Source organism: Burkholderia sp. BCC1993, from assembly GCF_905339865.1.
Lineage (GTDB): Bacteria > Pseudomonadota > Gammaproteobacteria > Burkholderiales > Burkholderiaceae > Burkholderia.
In genome coordinates this window covers 161,930-181,594 of the sequence record NZ_CAJPGZ010000016.1, presented here as the reverse complement: position 1 = coordinate 181,594, position 19,665 = coordinate 161,930, and the positions used below count along the sequence as shown (strand labels likewise).

The following is a 19,665-nucleotide window of genomic DNA, read 5'->3' as shown; positions in this document are numbered from 1 at the left end:
ACGCGCGATGGCTCGCCACATTCCCCCACCGCCACCCCGCGGCGCGATCACGCCCGCGGTGGCCCTTGCTCGCGACGCGTTCGGCCGCGAGATCGTCGACGGGTCCGGATCGGGCGACCCGGGCAGGCAGGACGGCGCGTTGCCGCAAGCGATGCCGGCCGGCGGCGCGGCGCCCGCGGCCCCGGGCGGGTCGGCGCCCCCCAGGGAGAAGGCGACGGACGCCATCGGCCGGCGTGCGGCGGCGCTCGCCGATGCGATCGACTTTCCGACCTTCGTCGCGAGCCTCGTGCATGGCACGTACGACGCGATCGTCGACAGCTCGATCAAGCAGGTCGAGAGTTTCGCCGACCTGGTCGGCGCGGTGGCCAAGCCGCTGGACCAGTTCACGCAGGAGAACGTGACCGACGGGCAGGCGCGCGCGTGGCTGGTCGAGCAGTATCCGCACGACGTGACGCTGACGCAGGACGGCGGCGACTACCGCCTCGCGCCGGTGGCCCGGCCCGGCGACGACGATGCGGCCCCCACGCCCGCGTGGCTCGCCGATTTCGGCGCGGCCGACAGCGCGTTCGATACCCAGACGCTCGAATCGGTGGTGCTGCCCCGCGCCCGCGAGCGCGTCGCGCAGCATCGGTTGTCGACGCTGTCGACGATGGTGCTGCTGGGCATGCAGCGGGTCGTGGTCAAGGACGGGACGATCGCGGCGAGCCTCAATTTCCAGGCCAAGGCGCGCGACCGCGCCGCCGTGCAGTATGCGACGTCGAACGACCCGTCGTCGGGGCAGACGACCTGGGGCGGACGGGGAACGTCGGGCGATGTCGTCACCACGGTCTCGACCGTTGCGGTCAATGCGCAAACCGACACCGATCTCAAGGCGACGCTGACCGGGAAGGTGAGCATCAATTTCGCATCGGAGACGCTGCCGCTCGACCGTTTCGTCGACGAGGCGTCGCGCAATCTGCTGGAGCGGCACAGCCGGCCGGCGGCGCGGATCGCGCCGCCGGCGGCGCCGGCCGCCCAGCCTGCGGCGCCGCTCGCGGCGCCCGTTCCCGCCGCGACGCAGGCGCCCGCCGCCGTGCCGGCGGTGCCGGCAGCGCCGGCCGCGTCCGCCGCCCCGTCGGCCCCGTCGGCCTCGTCGGCCCCGACGGCCGCGTCGGCACCCGCATCCACACGAGGAGAACCCACATGATTGCGCCGCGGCCGCTGGGCGAGACGCTGGGCGCCTTCGCCGACGTTGCCGGACAGCTGGCCGCGGGCGCGGCGCAAGGGCTGCGGGTGCGCTCGATGGCGATGGAACTGCCGCTCGACCTGCGCATCGCGCGGGGCGCCGACGGCATCGAGCTGGTCGGCGACCTGCCGCAGTTCCTGACCCGCACGGCCTTCGATGCGGAGCCGGCGCGGCTCGCGATCGTCCTCGAAGCCGTGCCGGTCGACGGAGCGGTGCGATGAACAGCAACGCCAGCCTGCGCCTCGAGGATTTCATCCAGGCCGTGCAGAGCCAGCTCGACAACGCGCAGGCGGCGATGGCGATCAAGGCGCGCAACCTCAACCTGCCGCTGACCTTCGCGATCAAGGACGTCAACCTCGATCTGCGCGCCCATGTCGAATTCGTCGAAAGCGAGGTGTGGATTCGTCCCGCCGGCCCGGGCGACACCGACAGCAGCACCTTCCATCTCGTCTTCACGACCATCACGCGGCCGGCAATCGAGGAGAACGCGATCGCGCTGTCCGAGGACAGCAAGGACCAGCCGCTCGACGCGCTGGGCGACGAGCTCTCGGCCGAGGACCGCAAGCGGCTGGAATGGGCCGGCGTGCGCACGGTCCGGCAATTTCGGCAGGCGGAGCAGCGCGACATGGTGCATGCGATCGGCCGCGTCACCAACCTGTCCGTGGACCGGCTGCGCCGCGCGCTCGACCGGGCGTCCGCGCCGAGCGTCGAGCGGATCGAGCCCGTGGCGCCCGCCACCGACGCGCAGCCCGATGCGGCGCCGCTGCTGCGCGTGATCGGACGCAATCTCGTCAACGGCACGCACGCGCCGCTGGTGCGGATCGGCAATCGCCCGGTCGCGGTGCTGCAATCGGCGGACGACGAACTGCTGCTCGCGCCCGGCCGCGACCAGTGGGCCGGCGAACTCGCCGTCTCGCCGACGAGCCGCCATGCCGCCGCGCTGGCATTCGACCTGAGCGCATTCGCGCCGCCGCCGGCGCCCGCGGCCAGGCCCATGACCCTGGCCGCCGTGCCCGGTCACGAGGAGGCGCGGCCATGACGATCCATGCACTCGGCACGCCGTGGGCATCGCCCGGCGAGCGTCAGTTCAGCCTGCCGACCAGCCTGCTCGTCAAGCTGGCGCTCGGCGAAGCGCCCGAGCACGTGCCGTCGATCCGCGACGTGACGCGCGGCGCGCTGGCCGCCGCGCAATGCATCGACGGCGGCCCGGTCGACCGCATCGTGGTTGCGTTCGCCGGCCGTTTTCTCGCGGTGCGCCCGTTCAGCGCGGCGGCCGGGCGCTGGGTGCCCGGGCACGCGCACCTCGGCTACGACGCGATCGAACAGACGACCGGCATGGCCCGTACGCTGCTGCTGCGCGTGCCGGCGGGCACGCCGATCGGCGCGCTGTGCGACTCGCTCGCCCAGCTCGCGACCGTGGAAAGCGTGACGCCCAACTACGTGGCGACGGTCCCGATGGACGCGCCCGGCCGCCTGGCGCCGGTGCCGCCGGCCGCGCGGGTTGCGCAGGATGCGCGCGCGCTGGTGCGCATGGCCGATGCGCACGCGATCGAGCCGGGCGACAGCGGCGTCACGGTCGGTCTGATCGACAGCGGCATCGCGCGCCAGCATCCCGAATTCGCTCATGCCTTCCGCGCGGGCGCCGATACGGTGCGGCTCGAGCCCGGCGACTTGTCGCCCGGCGTGCAGTTGCTGAGCGGTCACGGCCACCGCGGCGATTTTCCCGAGGACCGCTTCGTCGGTCACGGCATGGGCTGCGCGGGCATCATCGCCGCCGAAGGCGTGGCGATGCCGCGCGGGCTCGGCGGCGACTGCCGCATCCTGCCGATGCGCGCGCTGGCGGCCGCCCGCCTGCCGGGCAAGGCGCATGCGATCGGGCTCGGCGCGATCGCCGACCTCGATCGCGCGCTCAAGCTCGCGGTCGACCTCGGCGCGAAGGTGATCAACATGAGCTTCGGCACCGACGACGCGACGATCGCCGCCAACCGCCCGAAACCGCACGCCGACACGGTCGCGTATGCCGCCGCGCGCGGCTGCATCCTCGTGGCCGCGAGCGGCAACAACGGCGGCGTGACCCGCTACTGGCCCGCCGCCTATCCGCAGGTGATCGCGGTCGGCGCCGTCGGCGACGACGGCCGGCCGACCCCGTTCTCGACGCGCGGCCCGCACGTCGCGCTGTGCGCCCCGGGCGAACGGGTGCTGACGAGCGCGATCGAGGCCTATCAGCTCGCGACCGGCACCAGTTTCGCCGCGCCGTTCGTCGCGGGCGCCGCGGCGCTGCTCGTCGCGTACGCGCAGCGCCGCGCCTATCCGCTTGACGGCGCGACGGTACGCGACCTGGTCGTCGCCACCGCGCGCCCGTTCGCGCCCGGCGTGGCTGATGGCTGCGGCGCCGGCATTCTCGACGCGGCGGCGGCGCTGCAGGCGCTGTCCGGCCGCATCGACGCGTACGAAGCGGCGGGCGACGACGGTTGCGCGGGCAAGGACGGCCGTGCCGACGACGGCTGACTGGCGCACGGGATCCCGCTCACTCCCCCGAACCGACCGGATTTCAAGGAGAAGTTAAATGTTTCATGTCAACAATCAAGTCCGCTTCCTCGACCTCGTCGACCTCGAGACCCGGGCACGCGACGGGCTGGTCGATATCGTCAACCGGCTCGAGTCGCTGAAGCGGCCGCCGGTTGCCGCCGAGCGGGAGCAGCTCGCGCTGTGCAAGGCCATCCTCGCGGTCGTCTACGACACGAAGCCGTCCGACGGCGTGCCGCAGGTGTGCGATCCGCTGTTCGTCGCCACCCGCGAACTGCTCGCCAGCAAGTCGCTGGTCAACCCGCCGTTGCTTTCCGAGGTCAGCGGCCAGCTCGTGTTCGACGCGGGCGACGTGAGCGGCGCCAATGGTGCGAACGGTGCGAACGGCTCGGACCCGGAGGCCGTGTCGATCACGCTCGTCGCGCTGGTGCTCGGCATCCTCGCGGTGGACGGGGCCACGCCGCCGCCCGTGAAGGTCGAGGATGGCCGGACCGTGCCGGACGGCGACAACGTGCTGATGAACGCCTTTACCCGCCAGTTCTTCGCGGCGGTGGGCGAAGCCAATTCGTACGGAGGGCTCGCGCAGCGGGTGCTGGCGCTGCTGTGCATCGAGGGCGATCCCGACGGCCGCGGCGGCGAGCAGCCGGGCGTGGTCACCACCGAATTCGCGCGCGTGATGCGTGGCCTGCAGGCCCGCAAGATCCAGGCCGACGAGCCGCAGCTGCGCCGCCGCATCAACGAGGAGCTGAACACCGTCCAGAACATCGGCGGCGAGGACGCGATCGCCGATCTCGGCATCGACCTGCCGAACCTCGAGGATCTGGAGGACGCGAACATCGTCGCCGACAACGTGCGCGTGATGGGCCCGATGATCGTCGCCGCGATGTTCGACGAGCTCAAGGTGTTCCAGGTGGTCGACCGCATCGTCGAGCAGTTCCAGCACGGCACGCTGCCGATCGGCCCGGGCAATGCCGGCAAGCTGCTCTACCGCTACTGGCGCGAAACGCCGAACCGCATCTCCGAGCAGGAGCGCAAGAACTTCGCGGCCATCACGCTCGGCGTGCCGGGCGGCGATCCGAATACGGCCGGCAACCGCGAGTTCAACGACCTGTGGATCCGCTTCGTGTCGTCGGTGTCGTCGTTCGTGCGCCAGACCGAAGTCGACTCGCTGCTGCGCGCGAGCGTGCCGAACCCGATCAACCACCAGCAGGTGCGCAAGGCCGCCCGCGATCTCGCCGGCAACCTGTCGCTGCACGGCTACGGCATGGCGCATTACGCGGCGCGCGAGATCCAGTCGCAGGTCAAGTTCATGATCGACCTGCTGCAGGACCCCGAGATCCGCGGCTGCTACGGCGCGAAGGACATGTGGCAGGTGATCGACCAGGTCGCGACCTACGACCTGGGCGGCGCGCGCACCAGCTCGCGCTATCGCACGCTCGCGACCTGCGGCACGATCATCACCGCGTGGCTGGCCAACAACGTCGATCGCGTCAACAAGGCGACCGGCCCGCTGCTCAGCATCGACCAGATCGCCAATCCGGACGTCTCGTCGAACCACAAGTCGACCGTCGACCCTACCGACTACGACCTGGTCAATGCGTGCGAGCTGTGGCTGGCCGATACCGCGACCACCGATACGCAGATCGAGCAGTTCTCGCAGCCGCGCGAGGCGCCGCAGATGACCTCGAAGCCGGTGCCGATCCCGGCGATGGCGCGCGAGATGCTGGACGGCGTCGGCGACATCGGCGCCGGCGTCGGCCTCGGCGCGGGCGTGCCGGTGAAGGCGGGCTACGGTGTCGGCACGCACAACGGCGCGAGCTACTACTCGAACCGTCCGCACTGAAGCGGCGTCGCGTGCGCTGCGCCATTTTCGAACCCTGCCGGAGCCGAGCCATGCCCCTGACCTCAATCCGCGAACCGGTCGTCGCCCGGGTCGAACGCCGCCTGAAAAGCGCCGCGCGAAGCCTCGGCACCGCCGATCCATTCGCGCCGTCGCGCGACCTGTTCCTGCGCACCTTCGGCGACGGCGCCGACGATCTGCGGTTCCGCGACAACGCGCTGATGCCGATGGCGGTGCCGTTCGAGCCCAGCTTCTCGGAAAGCCAGCCGGGCAAGCTGCGCTTCACGATCGAGCCGTTGCCGCCGGAGGCGTCGGCGATCGACCGGCGCGACGCGTCGACCCGTGAAATGCGCAAGCTGATCCGCGACTTCATCGGCCGCGAGGCGCTGCACTGGTTCGATCAGGCGAGCGAGCCGTTCCGGGGCTTCGCGCGGCCGGGCGGCAACCTCGACTACGGCGCGTTCTTCGGCTCCAGCTACGACCGCGACGGGCTCTATGCGTCCAAGGTGTACTACGAGCTGCCCGGCGACGCCGGCACGATCGAGAACCTGCCGCGCGACCTGGCCGGCATCGTCCAGGCCGCGCTGCGGATGGTGCCGGGGCTCAAGCCGCTCTTCACCACGATGGCGGCCCAGCGCGATCTCGGTGGCCAGCGGCTCACGTTCGCGTGCACGCAGGCGCTGCGGCTCGCCGATCTGCAGCCGGTCATGGATGCGCTCGGCATCGGCCATCGGCTTCCCGGCATCATGCAGCTCCTGGGGCTGGTGCTCGGCGGGCGCTTCGACCTGCCGCCGCATGGCGCGCTGCTCGCGTTCGGGCTCGGCCCGGACGGGCCGGATTTCGAGCTCTACGTGCTGCTGTCGGCGATCCCCGACGTGCCGCCCGCGTTCCTCAGCCTGCTGACGATGGGGCTCGCCGAGCGTCCGCGCGGATTGCAGGCGCTCGAGCGCTGGATGGGCGCGTTCACGCCGGAGGACGCGCACTGGCCGGGCCGCTTCTCGATCATCAGCCTGCGCACGGACGCGGCCTGCCCGGCGCGGGTGAGTCTCTACCTGCGCCCCATCGAGTTCGAACTGCAGGCGGACGCGCCCGCCCAGGCCAACTGAACCGCTTCGTCACGCGTTTCCCGCGAGGTCGCCATGTTCCCGCAAGCTGCCCGTTCCACGCCGATCGCGCCGCCGCCGCCGCGCGCCGCCGCGGCCGCTCCGCGTCACACGCCGCCGGTGCCCGCCGACGAGGTGCGCCACGGCGTCGCGCAGATGTTGACCCGGTCGCAGGCGTTCAACGCGATGCCCGACGCCGATCGCCGCGACATCGCGCGCAACACCGCGTTGATCGCCGATTACCTCGCGCGGCCCGAAGGGTTCGCCGGCCACGAGATTCCGGGCGGGGTGGGCACCGCGCCGGCGCGCGCGCTCGACGACAACACGGATCATTCCGCGCACGAGGCGGATTTCTCGACGCACAACCAGGCCGTCGACAGCATCGGTAAGTCCAGGTTCACCGCGGCGGCCGCGCACGAGGGCGCGGCGGTCGCGGGCGAGCTGCTGAACCAGGTCAAGTTCCCGACCTTCGTCGCGAGCCTGATCAGCGGCGTGTTCCAGTCGATCACGCACAGCTCGATCGAGCAGATGAAGGCGTATCAGGAAATGATCGCGCAGGTGGCGAAATCGCTCGGCCAGTTCGCCGACGAACACGTGACCGAGAACCAGGCGCGCGATCATATGGTCGGCCAGTTTCCCGACCTGTTCGAGATCGGCATGGACGACAGTGGCGATACGCCGAGCCCGCGCGTGCAGGTGCGCGACGGGGTCGACCCCGACGCAGCGTCGAAGACCGTGCGCGCCCGCCTGCAGATGGGCGACGGCGATACCTTCGACCTGTCGGACGAGGCCTCCGAGCTGGCGATCGTCAACCGCTTCAAGATGCAGCTCGCCAAGCAGCGCCAGCAGATGCTGGCGTCGATCGTGCTGATGGGCATCAACCGCATCGTCGTCACCGACGGCAAGATTTCCGCGAAGATCATCTACGACGTGCGCGCGCAGGACACGCTTTCCAAGCAGCGCAGCGCCACCGCGGTCGACCTCGCCCGCGACAAGGACGGCAACGTCCAGTCGACCTACGCCGGCAAGGGCACCTACGATCGCGGCGGCAAGTACGACTCCAGCAACGACAAGGACAACGGCCGCCAGTACAGCGCCGACTACTACGCGAAGGGCGACTACGAATACGAGAACAAGCCGATCATCACTGCGTCGACGGCCGCGTCGGAAACCAGCAACGCGGCGATGCAGACCAAGATCCAGCTGTCCGGCGCGGTCGACGTCAATTTCAAGAGCGACTACCTGCCGCTCGACAAGATGGCGACGCCGCAGATGATCGCCACCATCACCGGCAACGCGACGCCCGCCGATCCGAACGTGCTGCCCAGCCCGAAAACGCCGCCGGCAGCGTCGGCCCCCGCTGCGGCTCCAGCCCCGGCGGCGGCGCCGGCCGCCGCGCCGGCGCCGGCTGCGGCCAGGGGAAACTGAGCCATGCGCCTGCCCGCTCCCCCCGACGCGCTCCACCCGGTGCGGCCGCCCACGAGCGCCGCCGCGTTCGACGCGACGCGGCCCGAGGTGCGCCGCCTGCTCACCGCGATTCCGTCGTTCCTCGACCTGCCCGACGACGAGCGCCGCCGCATCGCCGCCGATACGGTGCGGGTGCTCGCCTACCTGGCCGATCCGAACGGCGTGCATGCCGAGATCGCCGAGCGCGAGGCGAACGGCGAACTGCCGCCCACCGGCCTCGCGCACCCGATCGCGCCGCCGCGTCCGGCGCCGGCCGCCGCGGCGCTGGCCGACGATCCCGTCACCGCGACCAAGCGCCAGCTCGCGCAGGATCCCGGCTTCGCCGGCAAGGACTTCCAGGCCGGCGCGGTGAAGCAGGGCGTCGAGCAGTTCGGCCAGATGGTGCAGAAGGTCGATTTTCCGAAATTCGTAGGAGGCCTGATCAAGAACGTGTTCCAGGCGATCGTCGAAAGCTCGATCGAGCAGATGCGCGCGTATGGCGAGCTGATCGCCAATGTCGCCAAGACCACCGCCCAGTTCATGAGCGACAACATCAGCGAGGGCGCCGGCCGCGACTATCTCGCCGATTCGTTCCCCGACGTGCTGTCGGTGCAGGCGCAGGACGGCGCCGACGCGTTCGACGCGGACAGCGCCGGCGCGGCCGCGGCAGCGGCCCCGACGCGGCTGGTGGCGCAGGGCGACAACGCGCAGCAGCGGCTTGCCGAGATCAGCCGGAACTACAACCTCGAGCCGCCCGTGACCGACCTGTCCGACGACAAGTCGGAACTGCGCCTCGTCACCGCCGCGCGCCTGCAGATGGCGAAGCAGCGCCAGCAGCTGCTGTCGTCGATGGTCATGCTCGGCATCAACCGCATCGTCGTCACCGACGGGTCGATCAACGCCAAGGTGGTGTTCGACATGCGCGCCAGCGACACGGCGAAACGCACCTACACCGCGTCGATGCACGACCGCGAGAGCCAGAAATACAAGGAATCGCTCAACGCCCATTACGGCAGCTGGTACACGCCGTATTCGGCCGACGCCGCGTTCGAGGGGCAGCAGGAACATGTGGCCACCGTCGGGTCGGCGCTCGACGACACCAGCGAATCGAAGGCCGAGGTGAAGGCGAAGCTGTCGGGCGAGGTTCGCGTCAACTTCAAGAGCGACTACCTGCCGCTCGACAAGATGGCGACGCCCGAGATGATGTCGGTGATCCAGGGCAACTCGACGCCGTACAACCCCAACAAGCCGGCCCCCGCCGCCGGCGTGCCGGCCGGGCAGCACTGAATCATGGCGCGCGTGCTCATCGTCCCGCCGGCGGATGCCGGGCTCGCGGCGGCCATCCGGTCGGGGGAGCGGCTCGTCGAGCGCGCGACCGCGCACGGCCTCGCGTTCGCGCTCGACGAGCTCGGCGACATCGCGATTCCCGATCCCGTTGCCGCGCGCGTCGACAAGGCGCAGTTGCGGGCGCTCGCGTCGCTCTATCTGGCGGCCGACCTCGAGCCCGCGGGCGTGATCCCTGCGGTCGAGGCGCTCGCCGGACTGTCGGCGAGCGGCGCCGTCGGCGTCGATCTCGGCGGCGCGGAGCCGCTGGTCGCCAACTGGTGGTGTCACCGCGCCGAGAAGCTCGCGGCCGGCGAGCGCGCGGCGTTCTATGCGCGGCTGTTCGGCACCGCGTACGGCCCGGCGGCCGCGGATGCCGAGCGCAACGTCCAGTTCGAGGAATGCATGCTCGTGCTTTGCGAGGCGCTCTACAAACTCGACGAGACGCCCGGTGCCGACCCGGGCGGGGATCCCGGGCGCCAGGCGCGGGTCCGCAACGCCGCACGCGCGCTCGCGCAGAATCTCGGCGCCGCCTGTACCGGCGTGACCGCGTTCATGGCCGGCGAGATCGTCGGCATGCTCAGGGACGCGTTCGCGATCCTCGGCCATGCCGACCTGCGTCACGGCTTCGCCGCGCGCGACATCTGGGGCGTGGTCGCCGGCATCGGCCGGCTTTCGCGGCAGCCGCCGGCCCAGCCTGCCGCCTATGTCCGGCGCGGCAAAGCCGGGATGACCGTGATCGCATGGCTGGCGGACGTCGCGGATGCGCTGGGCGGCGCGTCGCCGCTGCTGCGCACCGACAATCCGGTGATCGCCTCCGCCGCCGACTGGATCGAGGCGACGCTCAGCCTTGGCGAGAAACCCGACGGCCAGGTGTCTTCCGTCCCGGACGACGGCCGCGCCGTGCCGCCGGCCGCGCGCCCGGCCGCGCCGTCGAACCCGTGGGCGGCGCTCGGAAGCTGACATGGAACCGCGTCGCTCAGGCCGTCGCGAGACGGGCGGCAGAACCCGGGTGCCGACGGCGGCGGACGTGCCGTCGCCCGTCTGGCCGTGCTTCACGTGTTGCGGGACGCGGAATGCGCGATGCGCGGCGGAGCCGCCGAGATGATGGCAACCGCCCACCTCGTGCGTTCGCCGGTGCCGCGGCCCGACGTTCGCCACCGTGTCCGTGAACTGCTGTCCGCGCAGCAGGGCTTCGGCGCACTCGATCCGGCCATGCGCCGCGATCTCGCGTCCGGACTGGCACGGATCGGCTCGCTCGCGGTCGATCATGACGAACGCGCGGCGCGTCCCGATACCGCACTGGCCGTCGCGCAGGACGCGGGCTCGGCGTATTCGGGCACCGCCATCGACCGGATGGCCGGCACCACCCGGGCGGTGCTCAACGCGGTGTCGTTCCCGCGCTTCGTGACCGAGCTGATCACGGGTGTCTTCAAGGCGATGAACGATTCGAACCAGCAGCAGCTGACCGCGTTCGTCGACCTGATCCGCAATGTCGCGCAGACCACCGAAGGCTTCGCGGACAGCAACGTCGGCATCGCCGGCGCGCGGCAGTGGCTGGCCGAGCATTTTCCCACCGCCTACGAGGTCACCGGCGACGACGAGGCCGCTGACGACGCCGACGAACTGGCGGGCCTGCCGCCGGACGAGCGCCGCCAGCGCCAGCAGGAATTGCAGGCCGAGCGCGATGCGTCGACCCGGCTGGCGTTGCGCGCGGGCGCGACCCCGCCGGCGGAAGCGGCGCTGCGCACCGCGCTGGGATTGGGGCCGGGCGATGCGGTGACGGCCGCCGATCCCGAGCGTCTGGTGCCGCTCGCCCAGCAGGTGCTGGCCCGCAACCGCCAGCAGTTGCTCGCGACGATGGTGCAGATGGGTTTGCAGCGCATCGTCATCGAGAGCGGGCGGCTCAACGCCGCGATGAATTTCCATATCGACGCGAGCAGTGTCGCCGCCAACGACCGCGGCTCGCAGTTCGACACGCGCAACACGGTGGGCGTGAGCGGGGGCGCGCGCTTCGGGCCGTGGGGCGCGGAGGCCAATGTGCAGAGCACGATCGGCTACGTGTCGACCGACCGGACCCAGACGACCGAGAGCTCGCACGCCGACCTCAACCTGAGCAGCGGCGTCGAACTGGTGTTTCGGACGGATTACGTGCCGTTGAACCGGCTGGCGGGCGTGGGCGACGTCGAACGCATCCGCGTCAACACGATCAATCCGGATGCCGAAGCGGCGCGCCTGTCCACCGATCGCGCTGCCCAGCGCAGCGCCGAACAGGCCGACATGGCCGCTCGCCGGACCGCGCTGGACGGCGGGCTGCGCACGCCGCCGGCTGTTGGTCCGGCGGGTTCGGGGGCGGTGGGTTCGGGGTCGGCGGGTTCGGGAGCGGCGGGTTCGGGGTCGGCGGGATCGGGGTCGGCGGGATCGGGGTCGGCGGGTTCGGGGTCGGCGGGTTCGGGATCGGTGGGTTCGGGATCGGCGGGTTCGGGGTCGGCAGCTTCGGGATCAGCGGCGTCAGGCTCGGCAGGGCGTGCCCACGCGAGCCAACCCGCCTCGTCGCCGCCGAATCCGGCGCCTGCTTCTGCTTCTGCTTCCGCACCGCAGCCGCCTGCCGGGCCGGGCGCCGCGGCGTCCCCGTCGCCCGCGCACCCCGCGACGGCCGCACCTCGATCGCCCGCCGGCGCAACAGCAGCGGGACATCGCGCCGCATCATGAACGTGCGTACCGGCGGCCGTTCGCGAAACCCCGTGCCGCGCCGAATCCCGCCGATGACGACGTTCAGCCGCGCGAGCGAAGTGTCGAGTGCCAGGTGGCGCCGGGTGGTCGACAGGCCGTGCGAACCTGACGCGACGGCGTCGTCGGAAACACTTGACGGGTGTGCGAATCAGGCCAGCGGTGCGACCGACGCCCCGACGATGCCATGCCGCCGCAGTGACTCCGCGACGAAGCCGGACGCCTTCATTGCCTCGACGAATTCGCCGAGCACCGCCGCGGCCGCTTCGCCGCGGCTCTTCGGCACGCCCATCGCCTGGCGGATCACCATGAAGCGCTCGCCGAGCAGGCGCAGGCCCGGCGTCTTCGCCGCATCGGCTTCAAGCTGCAGCTTCACGCCGGCCGCGACTTCGAGCTGCTGCTCGACGAAGGTCGGCACGACGGCCGGCGACGTCGGCGCACGCACGATCTGTGCGGCCTTCAGCTCACGCGTGAGGAACAGGTCGTACGCGCTGCCCTTGCCGACTGCCACGCGGTTGTGCGGCTGGTCGACGTCCGCGTTGCCGCGGATCGGCGAAGCGTCGCGCACGAGATAGAAGCCTTCGATCAGCACATAGGGCTCGGTGAACGCGACCGTTTCGCCGCGCAGCGGATCGACCGCGAAGAAGCCGAAATCGGCGCGCTCCTCGGTCAGCGCCTGCACCGACTTGGCGGCCGTATCGAACACGACGAGTTCGAGCTCGGCCGACAGCCGCTCGGCGAACGCGCGCGCGAGGTCGATCGACACGCCGAACGGCTCGCCCGTCGCCGGGTCGCGGTTCGCGAGGATCGGGTTGCCGAGATTGATCGACGCGCGCAGCTTGCCGGTCGGCGTGAACGCGGAGAGGACGGAAGGGTCGACGGTCATGAAAGGGCTCGTTGGGAAGGCGGGTGCGCTGGCGCGGCGGACGGTCAGGGCGCCAACGCAGCGTCATCCGCGATGGATCGGTTGGCTCGTTGCGGCGGTTGCTTCACCGCGCTTACTTCACCGCAACTTCCGTATGCACGACTTGCGGCGGGCTCTTGAAGAACGGCCCGGCGAGCTGGCGCCACGCCTGGAAGTCGTCCGATTGCCGGAAATGCACCATGTGATCGTCGACGCTGTCCCATTTGACGACGAGCAGGTAGCCGCCGCTGCGCTCGATCACGCGATGCAGCTCGGCGCCGCCGCAGCCGCGCGCGCGGGCGAACAGCGGGAGGGCCTGGCGGACCGCCGCCTCGAATGGCTCGGCCTGCGACGGATCGATTTCGAGCGATGCCATTTCCAGAATCATGAATGCTCCTGTGGGGTGACTGAGGTGAACGGATCGCGATGCGACGGGGCGCCGCGATCGACGCGTCCCGCAACGATACCGGAAGTCGTGGTCGCGCGTTCCGGATGACCGGCTCGCGCGCTGCCGGTCGTGCGTCGCATGCCGCTTCGGTTCATACGAATCAGCGTTTTCCCCAATACGGAATACGCGGCACGCGCCGATGTCACAGAGGTGGTGAAGATAAACAATCCGAGGCCTGCCATGACGACATCCGCGACAAACGGAACGAACGTTACACCACCCGAATCGATCGCCGACGCCGCATCCGACACCCCCGCCGCCGCCCCATCGATCCTGCTGGTCGACGACGAGCCGAGCGTGCTGTCCGCGCTGCGGCGCGTGCTGCGGCCCGCGCGCTACCAAATCCTGACCGCCGAAAGCGGCGAAGCCGCGCTCGAGATCCTCGCGTCGACCGAAGTCGACCTGATCGTGTCCGACATGCGCATGCCGAACATGAGCGGCGCGGCGTTTCTCGCCCGCGCCCGCGCGCTGTATCCGGACACGATGCGCATCCTGCTGACCGGCTATTCCGACATCGCATCGATCGTGGCGGCCGTCAACGAAGGCGGCGTGTATCGCTACCTGAACAAGCCGTGGGACGATCACGATCTGCTGATGACCCTCGAGCAGGCGCTCGAGCAGCGGCGCCTGCGCGGCGAAGCCGCGCGGCTGGCCGCGCTGACCGAAGCGCAGAACGAAGCGCTGCGCCGCTTCAATACGGAACTCGAAACGCAGGTGCGCGCGCGCACCGAGGAACTCGGCCAAACCGTGCTGTTCCTCGAAGCCGCGCAGCACGACCTGAAAAGCAGTTTCACCGCGATGGTCCAGGTCTGCGCGAGCATGATCGAGATGCGCTGCGGATCGGCGAGCGGGCATGCGATGCGCGTCGGCGAAATCGCGCGCCGTCTCGCGCTGTCGGCCGGGATGAGCAGCCTGCACGCGCAGGACGTGTATTTCGCGGGACTGCTGCACGGCATCGGCAAGCTGTCGCTGCCCGACGAACTGCTGCACAAGCCGCTCGTCAAGATGACGACGGACGAACACAGCCTGTTCCAGCAGCATCCGCTGCGCGCGCAGATGGTGCTCACGCCGGTCGCGCAACTGCACAAGGTCGCATCGATCGTGCTGCACCAGTACGAGCGCTTCAACGGCCGCGGCACGCCCGACGGCCTGGCGGGCGACGCGATCCCGCCCGGCTCGCGGATCGTCGCGATCGCGCGCGATTTCGAGGGGTTGCGCAACGGCGAGATCGGTTCGCCGCATTCGGTCGAACAGGCGATCGACGTGCTGCATTCTCAGGCCGGCGTGCGTTACGACCCGCTGCTCGTCGCGCGCTTCATCGAGCTGATGCGGGATCCGGCGAGCCTGCGCATCGCCGCGTCCGTCGCGGAGATCCGGTCCGAACAACTGCGCGAAGGCATGCAGCTCGCCGACGATCTGCGCACGCATCGCGGCGTGCTGCTGATGACCAGGGGCAGCGTGATGTCGGCGCACCAGATCGAGCTCGTGCGGCGCTTCGAAGCACGCGAGGGCACGTCGTTCGACATTCTCGTGCTGACTGGCGCGGCCGCGTCGACGCAGGCGCCGGCCGGCACGCCGCCTGCCTGACATCACGCACGACCGCACGGCCGTGGCGCGCGACCGACCGCGCGCCGCGGCACCGCGTTCATTTCGACCGGGACGCCGATCATGCATGGCACCTATAACCTGCTGCTGGTCCTGCTGTCGCTCGTCATCGCGACACTGGCCTCCTATACGGCCCTCGACCTGGCCGCGTTCATTTCGCTGCTCGACAATGCGCGGCTCAAGCGCGCGTGGCTGGCCGGCGGCGCGGCCGCGATGGGCACCGGAATCTGGTCGATGCACTTTGTCGGGATGCTGGCGCTGTCGCTGCCGATTCCGCTCGGTTATGCGCTGTCGGATACCGGCGCGTCGCTCGCGATCGCGGTGCTCGTGTCGTATTTCGCGCTGAACGTCGTCACGCGCGCGCGGCTGAGCCGCCGGCGCCTGCTCGCGGGCGGCGCGTTGATGGGCGCCGGGATCGTCGGAATGCATTACACGGGGATGGCCGCGATGCGCATGGCGCCGGGCATTCGCTACGAGCCCGGGCTGTTCGCGGCATCGATCGGCGTGGCCGTGATCGCGTCGACCGCCGCGCTCCGGATGGCGCAGACGTTGCGCGCGCAACAGGCCCGCCACGCGACCGCGCAACGCATCGGCGCCGCGCTGATCATGGGCATCGCGATCACGGGCATGCACTACACGGCGATGGCGGCCGCGCATTTCGCGCCGGACGCGCGCTGCGGTGCCGCGAACGGCATCGATGCGCCGTGGCTCGCGACGACCATCGCGCTGTTCACGACGGCGACGCTGATCGTCACGCTGCTCGTCTGCCGCTTCGATGCACGCACGACCTTTCTGCGCGGCATGACGGACACGCTCGAACGGCTGGTGCGATTGCGCACCGCCGAACTCGAAACGGCGTTGCGGCGCTACGAGCAGACGACGGCGATGCTGCAACGCACGCGCGAGAACATGGCGAACGAGATCGACGAGCGCCGCGTGGCGCAGAGTCGGCTCGAGCAGGAGAAGGACGAACAGCGGCGCCTGCTGCGGGCGCTCGAAGAAACCCATGTGCAGCTGCTGCAATCGGAAAAACTCGCATCGATCGGCCAGCTCGCGGCCGGCGTCGCACACGAAATCAACAATCCGATCGGCTTCATCAGCGCGAACCTCAATACGCTGAGGACATGGGTGCGCAGCCTGCTGGACGTGATCGCCGCGCACGAAGCCGCGCTGCCGCAGCTGGAACCCGCGGCGCGCGACGCGCTGACGGCGCTGCGCGGCGCGGCCGACTTGGACTACGTGCGCGACGAGATCGTGACGCTGATCGACGAATCGATCGACGGCGCGGTGCGCGTGCGCCGGATCGTGCAGGACTTGCGCGATTTCTCGCGGCCGGGCAGCGGCGAGTGGAGCGTGGCCGATATCCACGCGGGCCTCGAGAGCACGCTCAACGTCGTCCACAACGAACTCAAGTACAAGGCCGACATCGTGCGCGAGTACGGCGACCTGCCGCAGGTCGAATGTCTTCCGTCGCAGCTGAACCAGGTGTTCATGAACCTGCTCGTCAACGCGGCGCATGCGATGCCGACGCGCGGCGTGATCACGATCCGCACGTCGAGCGACGGCGAGCAGGTGTCGATCGCGATCAGCGACACCGGAACCGGCATGACACCCGATATCGTCCGGCGGATCTTCGATCCGTTCTTCACGACGAAGCCGGTCGGGCAGGGAACGGGGCTGGGATTGTCGGTGTCGCACGGGATCGTCGAGCGTCATCGCGGCGCAATCGACGTGACGAGCGAGCCGGGGCGCGGCACGACGTTCTGCGTTCGACTGCCGATCCGGCGCGCGCAGGGCCACGCGGGCGCGGTGGTGGCGGCAGTCGGGCAACGCGCGTGAGCATGACGTGCGGGGGCGTCGTCGCGACCGCGTGCGCCGCCGCCTTTGCAGGCAGGTGCGGAACATCGCGGCAGCGTCGGGCCGCGCCGCGCGTTGCGGCGGTCAATCGTGCTTGATCGCGATGGTCTTGAGGGCGGTGAAGCCGAGCAACGCTTCAAAGCCCTTCTCGCGGCCGTATCCGCTGGCCTTCACGCCGCCGAACGGCAGTTCCACCCCGCCGCCGGCGCCATAGTTGTTGATGAACACCTGGCCGGCCTGCAACTTGCGCGCGAGCCGCAACCCGCGTGCGCCGTCCCGGGTCCACACGCCCGCGACGAGCCCGTACTGCGTGCCGTTCGCGAGCGCGACGGCCTCGGCTTCGTCCTCGAACGGCATGGCCGCGAGCACGGGGCCGAATACCTCTTCCTGCGCGAGTTGGCTGTCGGGCGGGACGTCGCGGAACAGGACCGCTTCCTGGTAGTAGCCGGCACGCGATGCGCCGGCCGCGATCGTGCCGCGCGCCGCCACGCGAATGCCGTCGGCTTCCGCATGCGCGACGATGGACCGAACCCGCGCATGCTGCTTCGCGTTGACGAGCGGCCCCATCTCGAGGTTCATCGACGGCGGCCCCGAACGCAGCGACGCAAACTGCTCGCCGAGACGATCCAGCACACGTTCGTAGATGCTGCGCTGGACGAGCAGGCGGCTGCCGGCCGAGCAGGTCTGGCCGGCATTCTGCACGATCGCGTTGACGATCACGGGCAGCGCCTGTTCGAGGTCGGCATCCTCGAACAGCAGTTGAGGCGACTTGCCGCCCAGCTCGAGTACCGCCGGACAGTGACGCTCGGCGGCGGCGCGGCCGACCAGCGCGCCGGTTCCGCTCGATCCGGTAAACGAGATGTGGCGAATGCCGGCATGGGCCGACAGGGCCGCGCCCGCTTCGGCGCCCAGCCCCGTGACGACGTTGACGGTGCCGGCCGGCAGCCCGGCTTCGGCCGCGATCTCCGCCAGGCGGAGGATCGACAGGCTCGCGTCCTCCGCCGGCTTGACCACGCACGCGTTGCCGGCAGCGAGCGACGCGCCGACGCTGCGGCCGTAGATCTGCATCGGGTAGTTCCACGGGATGATGTGCCCCGTCACGCCGATGGGCTCGCGCACCGTCAATACCGTGAACCCCGCGGTGTACGGCAGGGTGTCGCCATGCAGCTTGTCCACGCATCCGGCGTAGTACTGGAGATAGCGGGCCAGCACGGCGGCATCGGTGCGGGCCGTATTGAGCGCCTTGCCGGTGTCGCGTGCCTCGAGTCGTGCGAGTTCGTCCCCGTGCTTCAGGACGGCCGCGGCGTACGCGAACAGCAGGTTGCTGCGCTCAACCGGCGACAGCCTGGCCCACGGACCGTCGAGGGTCTCGCCCATCGCCCGCCGGGCAGCGGCAACGGCCTGCTGCACGTCCGTCGCGTCGCCGCGCGCGATCGTCGCGAACGGTTCGCCGGTGCTCGGGTCGATGACGTCGAGGTATGCGCCGCTGTTCGGCGCGACACGGGTGTTGTCGATGTAGTGTCCGGATTGCATGTCTCATTCCTCGATCGATGCGGGATTGGCGATGGTTTCGGCTATCGCGGCGCCCAGTTCCACGGTGGTTGCCGTGCCGCCCATGTCGGGGGTACGCGGGCCGGAAACGAGAACGGCTTCGATCGCGGTGACGATTTCGGCGGCCGCCGCTTCGTAGCGCGCGTCGCCGCGGCCGAGGTGCTGGAGCAGCAGCGCGGCCGACCAGATCTGCCCGATCGGATTGGCGATGCCGCGGCCGGCGATGTCGGGCGCCGAGCCATGCACCGGCTCGAACAGCGACGGAAACCGGCGCTCCGGATTCAGGTTGGCCGACGGGGCGATGCCGATCGTGCCGGTGCAGGCGGGCCCCAGGTCGGAGAGGATGTCGCCGAACAGGTTCGAGGCGACCACGACGTCGAAGCGATCCGGGTTCTGGACGAAGTGCGCGCAGAGAATGTCGATGTGATATTTGCGCGTTTCGATGTCCGGGAAGTGCGCGGCCATTTCGGCGAAGCGCTCGTCCCAGAACGGCATGGTGATCGAGATGCCGTTGGATTTCGTCGCGGCCGTCAACTGCTTGCGCGGGCGCGAACGCGCGAGCTCGAACGCGAACTTCAGCACCCGGTCGACGCCGACGCGCGAGAACACCGACTCCTGCACGGCGATCTCGCGCTCGGTGCCGGCGAACATCCGGCCGCCCACCGACGAATACTCGCCTTCCGTGTTCTCCCGAACGACGATGAAGTCGATGTCGCCGGGGTGGCGTCCGGCGAGCGGGGCGGGCACGCCCGGCATCAGGCGGACCGGGCGCAGGTTGACGTACTGGTCGAACTCGCGCCGGATCCTGATCAGCGATTCCCACACGGCGACGTGGTCCTGCACGATATCCGGCGCGCCGACCGCACCGAAGAAGATCGCGTCGTGCGCGCCGATCTGCCGCGCCCAGTCGACCGGCATCATCGTGCCGTGGCGAACGTAGTGATCGGTGCACCAGTCGCCGAACTCGTCGAATGCCAACGGAATGTCGAAGCGATGCGCGGCCGTGCGCAGCACGCGCATGCCTTCGGGCATCACCTCCTTGCCGATGCCGTCGCCGGCGATGACGGCGATGCGATGTGGGTTCTTCATGTGCGGGAAGCCTCCGTG

17 protein-coding genes are annotated in these 19,665 nt (G+C 70.3%); 12 read left to right on the top strand and 5 right to left on the bottom strand.

Annotated features, from left to right (window positions below; all coding sequences use genetic code 11):
* Window positions 1-58 precede the first annotated feature (58 nt).
* The 10 genes from U4Y91_RS26305 (at window position 59) to U4Y91_RS26260 (ending at window position 12,175) form a co-directional block, all read left to right on the top strand.
* Entirely contained in the window at window positions 59-1,186 is a 1,128-nt protein-coding gene (locus tag U4Y91_RS26305) for a hypothetical protein (RefSeq protein WP_321807538.1), read from the top strand.
* A complete protein-coding gene (locus tag U4Y91_RS26300) occupies window positions 1,183-1,446 on the top strand; it encodes a hypothetical protein (protein ID WP_321807537.1) in 264 nt (87 codons plus the stop codon). Before U4Y91_RS26305 ends, U4Y91_RS26300 begins: the two co-directional genes overlap by 4 nt.
* On the top strand, window positions 1,443-2,264 hold the full coding sequence (locus tag U4Y91_RS26295; RefSeq protein ID WP_321807536.1) for a hypothetical protein: 822 nt from the start codon (window positions 1,443-1,445) through the stop codon (window positions 2,262-2,264). The genes U4Y91_RS26300 and U4Y91_RS26295 overlap by 4 nt, the downstream gene beginning before the upstream one ends.
* A complete protein-coding gene (locus U4Y91_RS26290) occupies window positions 2,261-3,733 on the top strand; it encodes a S8 family peptidase (protein WP_321807535.1) in 1,473 nt (490 codons plus the stop codon). The genes U4Y91_RS26295 and U4Y91_RS26290 overlap by 4 nt, the downstream gene beginning before the upstream one ends.
* Window positions 3,734-3,791: 58 nt before the next feature.
* Window positions 3,792-5,594 (top strand): hypothetical protein, encoded by a 1,803-nt coding sequence (locus tag U4Y91_RS26285; RefSeq protein ID WP_321807534.1) that lies wholly within the window; start codon window positions 3,792-3,794, stop codon window positions 5,592-5,594.
* A gap of 50 nt (window positions 5,595-5,644) precedes the next feature.
* Window positions 5,645-6,697 carry a hypothetical protein gene (locus U4Y91_RS26280; RefSeq protein ID WP_321807533.1) on the top strand — a complete coding sequence of 351 codons (1,053 nt, stop codon included), beginning with the start codon at window positions 5,645-5,647 and terminating at the stop codon, window positions 6,695-6,697.
* A gap of 33 nt (window positions 6,698-6,730) precedes the next feature.
* Window positions 6,731-8,122, top strand: a complete 1,392-nt coding sequence (locus U4Y91_RS26275; RefSeq protein WP_321807532.1) for a hypothetical protein — start codon at window positions 6,731-6,733, stop codon at window positions 8,120-8,122.
* Window positions 8,123-8,125: 3 nt separating this feature from the next.
* Window positions 8,126-9,427 (top strand): hypothetical protein, encoded by a 1,302-nt coding sequence (locus tag U4Y91_RS26270; RefSeq protein ID WP_321807531.1) that lies wholly within the window; start codon window positions 8,126-8,128, stop codon window positions 9,425-9,427.
* A 3-nt stretch (window positions 9,428-9,430) separates the two neighbouring features.
* Window positions 9,431-10,426: a hypothetical protein gene (locus tag U4Y91_RS26265; RefSeq protein ID WP_321807530.1), complete on the top strand. Its 996-nt coding sequence runs from the start codon at window positions 9,431-9,433 to the stop codon at window positions 10,424-10,426.
* 141 nt (window positions 10,427-10,567) lie between these two features.
* Window positions 10,568-12,175 carry a hypothetical protein gene (locus tag U4Y91_RS26260; RefSeq protein ID WP_321807529.1) on the top strand — a complete coding sequence of 536 codons (1,608 nt, stop codon included), beginning with the start codon at window positions 10,568-10,570 and terminating at the stop codon, window positions 12,173-12,175.
* A 169-nt stretch (window positions 12,176-12,344) separates the two neighbouring features.
* Here the strand turns inward: U4Y91_RS26260 and U4Y91_RS26255 are convergent, their stop codons facing one another.
* From U4Y91_RS26255 to U4Y91_RS26245, 3 genes are all read right to left on the bottom strand, one after another.
* Window positions 12,345-13,079, bottom strand: a complete 735-nt coding sequence (locus U4Y91_RS26255) for an ABC transporter substrate-binding protein (RefSeq protein ID WP_321807528.1) — start codon at window positions 13,077-13,079, stop codon at window positions 12,345-12,347.
* A 112-nt stretch (window positions 13,080-13,191) separates the two neighbouring features.
* Window positions 13,192-13,485 carry an antibiotic biosynthesis monooxygenase family protein gene (locus tag U4Y91_RS26250; RefSeq protein WP_044844322.1) on the bottom strand — a complete coding sequence of 98 codons (294 nt, stop codon included), beginning with the start codon at window positions 13,483-13,485 and terminating at the stop codon, window positions 13,192-13,194.
* Window positions 13,482-13,727 (bottom strand): hypothetical protein, encoded by a 246-nt coding sequence (locus tag U4Y91_RS26245; RefSeq protein ID WP_321807527.1) that lies wholly within the window; start codon window positions 13,725-13,727, stop codon window positions 13,482-13,484. Before U4Y91_RS26245 ends, U4Y91_RS26250 begins: the two co-directional genes overlap by 4 nt.
* Here U4Y91_RS26245 and U4Y91_RS26240 point away from each other — a divergent pair.
* Together U4Y91_RS26240 and U4Y91_RS26235 are read left to right on the top strand one after the other, a co-directional pair.
* On the top strand, window positions 13,726-15,132 hold the full coding sequence (locus tag U4Y91_RS26240; protein WP_321807526.1) for an HD domain-containing phosphohydrolase: 1,407 nt from the start codon (window positions 13,726-13,728) through the stop codon (window positions 15,130-15,132). The two genes, U4Y91_RS26245 and U4Y91_RS26240, sit on opposite strands and share 2 nt — an antisense overlap.
* A gap of 81 nt (window positions 15,133-15,213) precedes the next feature.
* Window positions 15,214-16,989 carry a histidine kinase gene (locus U4Y91_RS26235; protein WP_321807525.1) on the top strand — a complete coding sequence of 592 codons (1,776 nt, stop codon included), beginning with the start codon at window positions 15,214-15,216 and terminating at the stop codon, window positions 16,987-16,989.
* A gap of 102 nt (window positions 16,990-17,091) precedes the next feature.
* Here U4Y91_RS26235 and U4Y91_RS26230 read toward each other — a convergent pair whose 3' ends face one another.
* On the bottom strand, window positions 17,092-18,540 hold the full coding sequence (locus tag U4Y91_RS26230) for an aldehyde dehydrogenase family protein (protein WP_321807524.1): 1,449 nt from the start codon (window positions 18,538-18,540) through the stop codon (window positions 17,092-17,094).
* 3 nt (window positions 18,541-18,543) lie between these two features.
* Window positions 18,544-19,647, bottom strand: a complete 1,104-nt coding sequence (locus U4Y91_RS26225) for a tartrate dehydrogenase (RefSeq protein WP_321807523.1) — start codon at window positions 19,645-19,647, stop codon at window positions 18,544-18,546.
* Window positions 19,648-19,665: the final 18 nt, after the last annotated feature.

Bases quoted from the DNA above. Each gene is read 5' to 3' on its own strand.
- U4Y91_RS26270 (WP_321807531.1), top strand. From the start codon at position 8,126: ATGCGCCTGCCCGCTCCCCCCGACGCGCTCCACCCGGTGCGGCCGCCC.
- U4Y91_RS26240 (WP_321807526.1), top strand. From the start codon at position 13,726: ATGACGACATCCGCGACAAACGGAACGAACGTTACACCACCCGAATCG.
- U4Y91_RS26260 (WP_321807529.1), top strand. From the start codon at position 10,568: ATGATGGCAACCGCCCACCTCGTGCGTTCGCCGGTGCCGCGGCCCGAC.
- U4Y91_RS26280 (WP_321807533.1), top strand. From the start codon at position 5,645: ATGCCCCTGACCTCAATCCGCGAACCGGTCGTCGCCCGGGTCGAACGC.
- U4Y91_RS26275 (WP_321807532.1), top strand. From the start codon at position 6,731: ATGTTCCCGCAAGCTGCCCGTTCCACGCCGATCGCGCCGCCGCCGCCG.
- U4Y91_RS26225 (WP_321807523.1), bottom strand. From the start codon at position 19,647: ATGAAGAACCCACATCGCATCGCCGTCATCGCCGGCGACGGCATCGGC.
- U4Y91_RS26255 (WP_321807528.1), bottom strand. From the start codon at position 13,079: ATGACCGTCGACCCTTCCGTCCTCTCCGCGTTCACGCCGACCGGCAAG.
- U4Y91_RS26235 (WP_321807525.1), top strand. From the start codon at position 15,214: ATGCATGGCACCTATAACCTGCTGCTGGTCCTGCTGTCGCTCGTCATC.
- U4Y91_RS26300 (WP_321807537.1), top strand. From the start codon at position 1,183: ATGATTGCGCCGCGGCCGCTGGGCGAGACGCTGGGCGCCTTCGCCGAC.
- U4Y91_RS26285 (WP_321807534.1), top strand. From the start codon at position 3,792: ATGTTTCATGTCAACAATCAAGTCCGCTTCCTCGACCTCGTCGACCTC.
- U4Y91_RS26230 (WP_321807524.1), bottom strand. From the start codon at position 18,540: ATGCAATCCGGACACTACATCGACAACACCCGTGTCGCGCCGAACAGC.
- U4Y91_RS26250 (WP_044844322.1), bottom strand. From the start codon at position 13,485: ATGATTCTGGAAATGGCATCGCTCGAAATCGATCCGTCGCAGGCCGAG.
- U4Y91_RS26295 (WP_321807536.1), top strand. From the start codon at position 1,443: ATGAACAGCAACGCCAGCCTGCGCCTCGAGGATTTCATCCAGGCCGTG.
- U4Y91_RS26265 (WP_321807530.1), top strand. From the start codon at position 9,431: ATGGCGCGCGTGCTCATCGTCCCGCCGGCGGATGCCGGGCTCGCGGCG.
- U4Y91_RS26290 (WP_321807535.1), top strand. From the start codon at position 2,261: ATGACGATCCATGCACTCGGCACGCCGTGGGCATCGCCCGGCGAGCGT.
- U4Y91_RS26245 (WP_321807527.1), bottom strand. From the start codon at position 13,727: ATGGCAGGCCTCGGATTGTTTATCTTCACCACCTCTGTGACATCGGCG.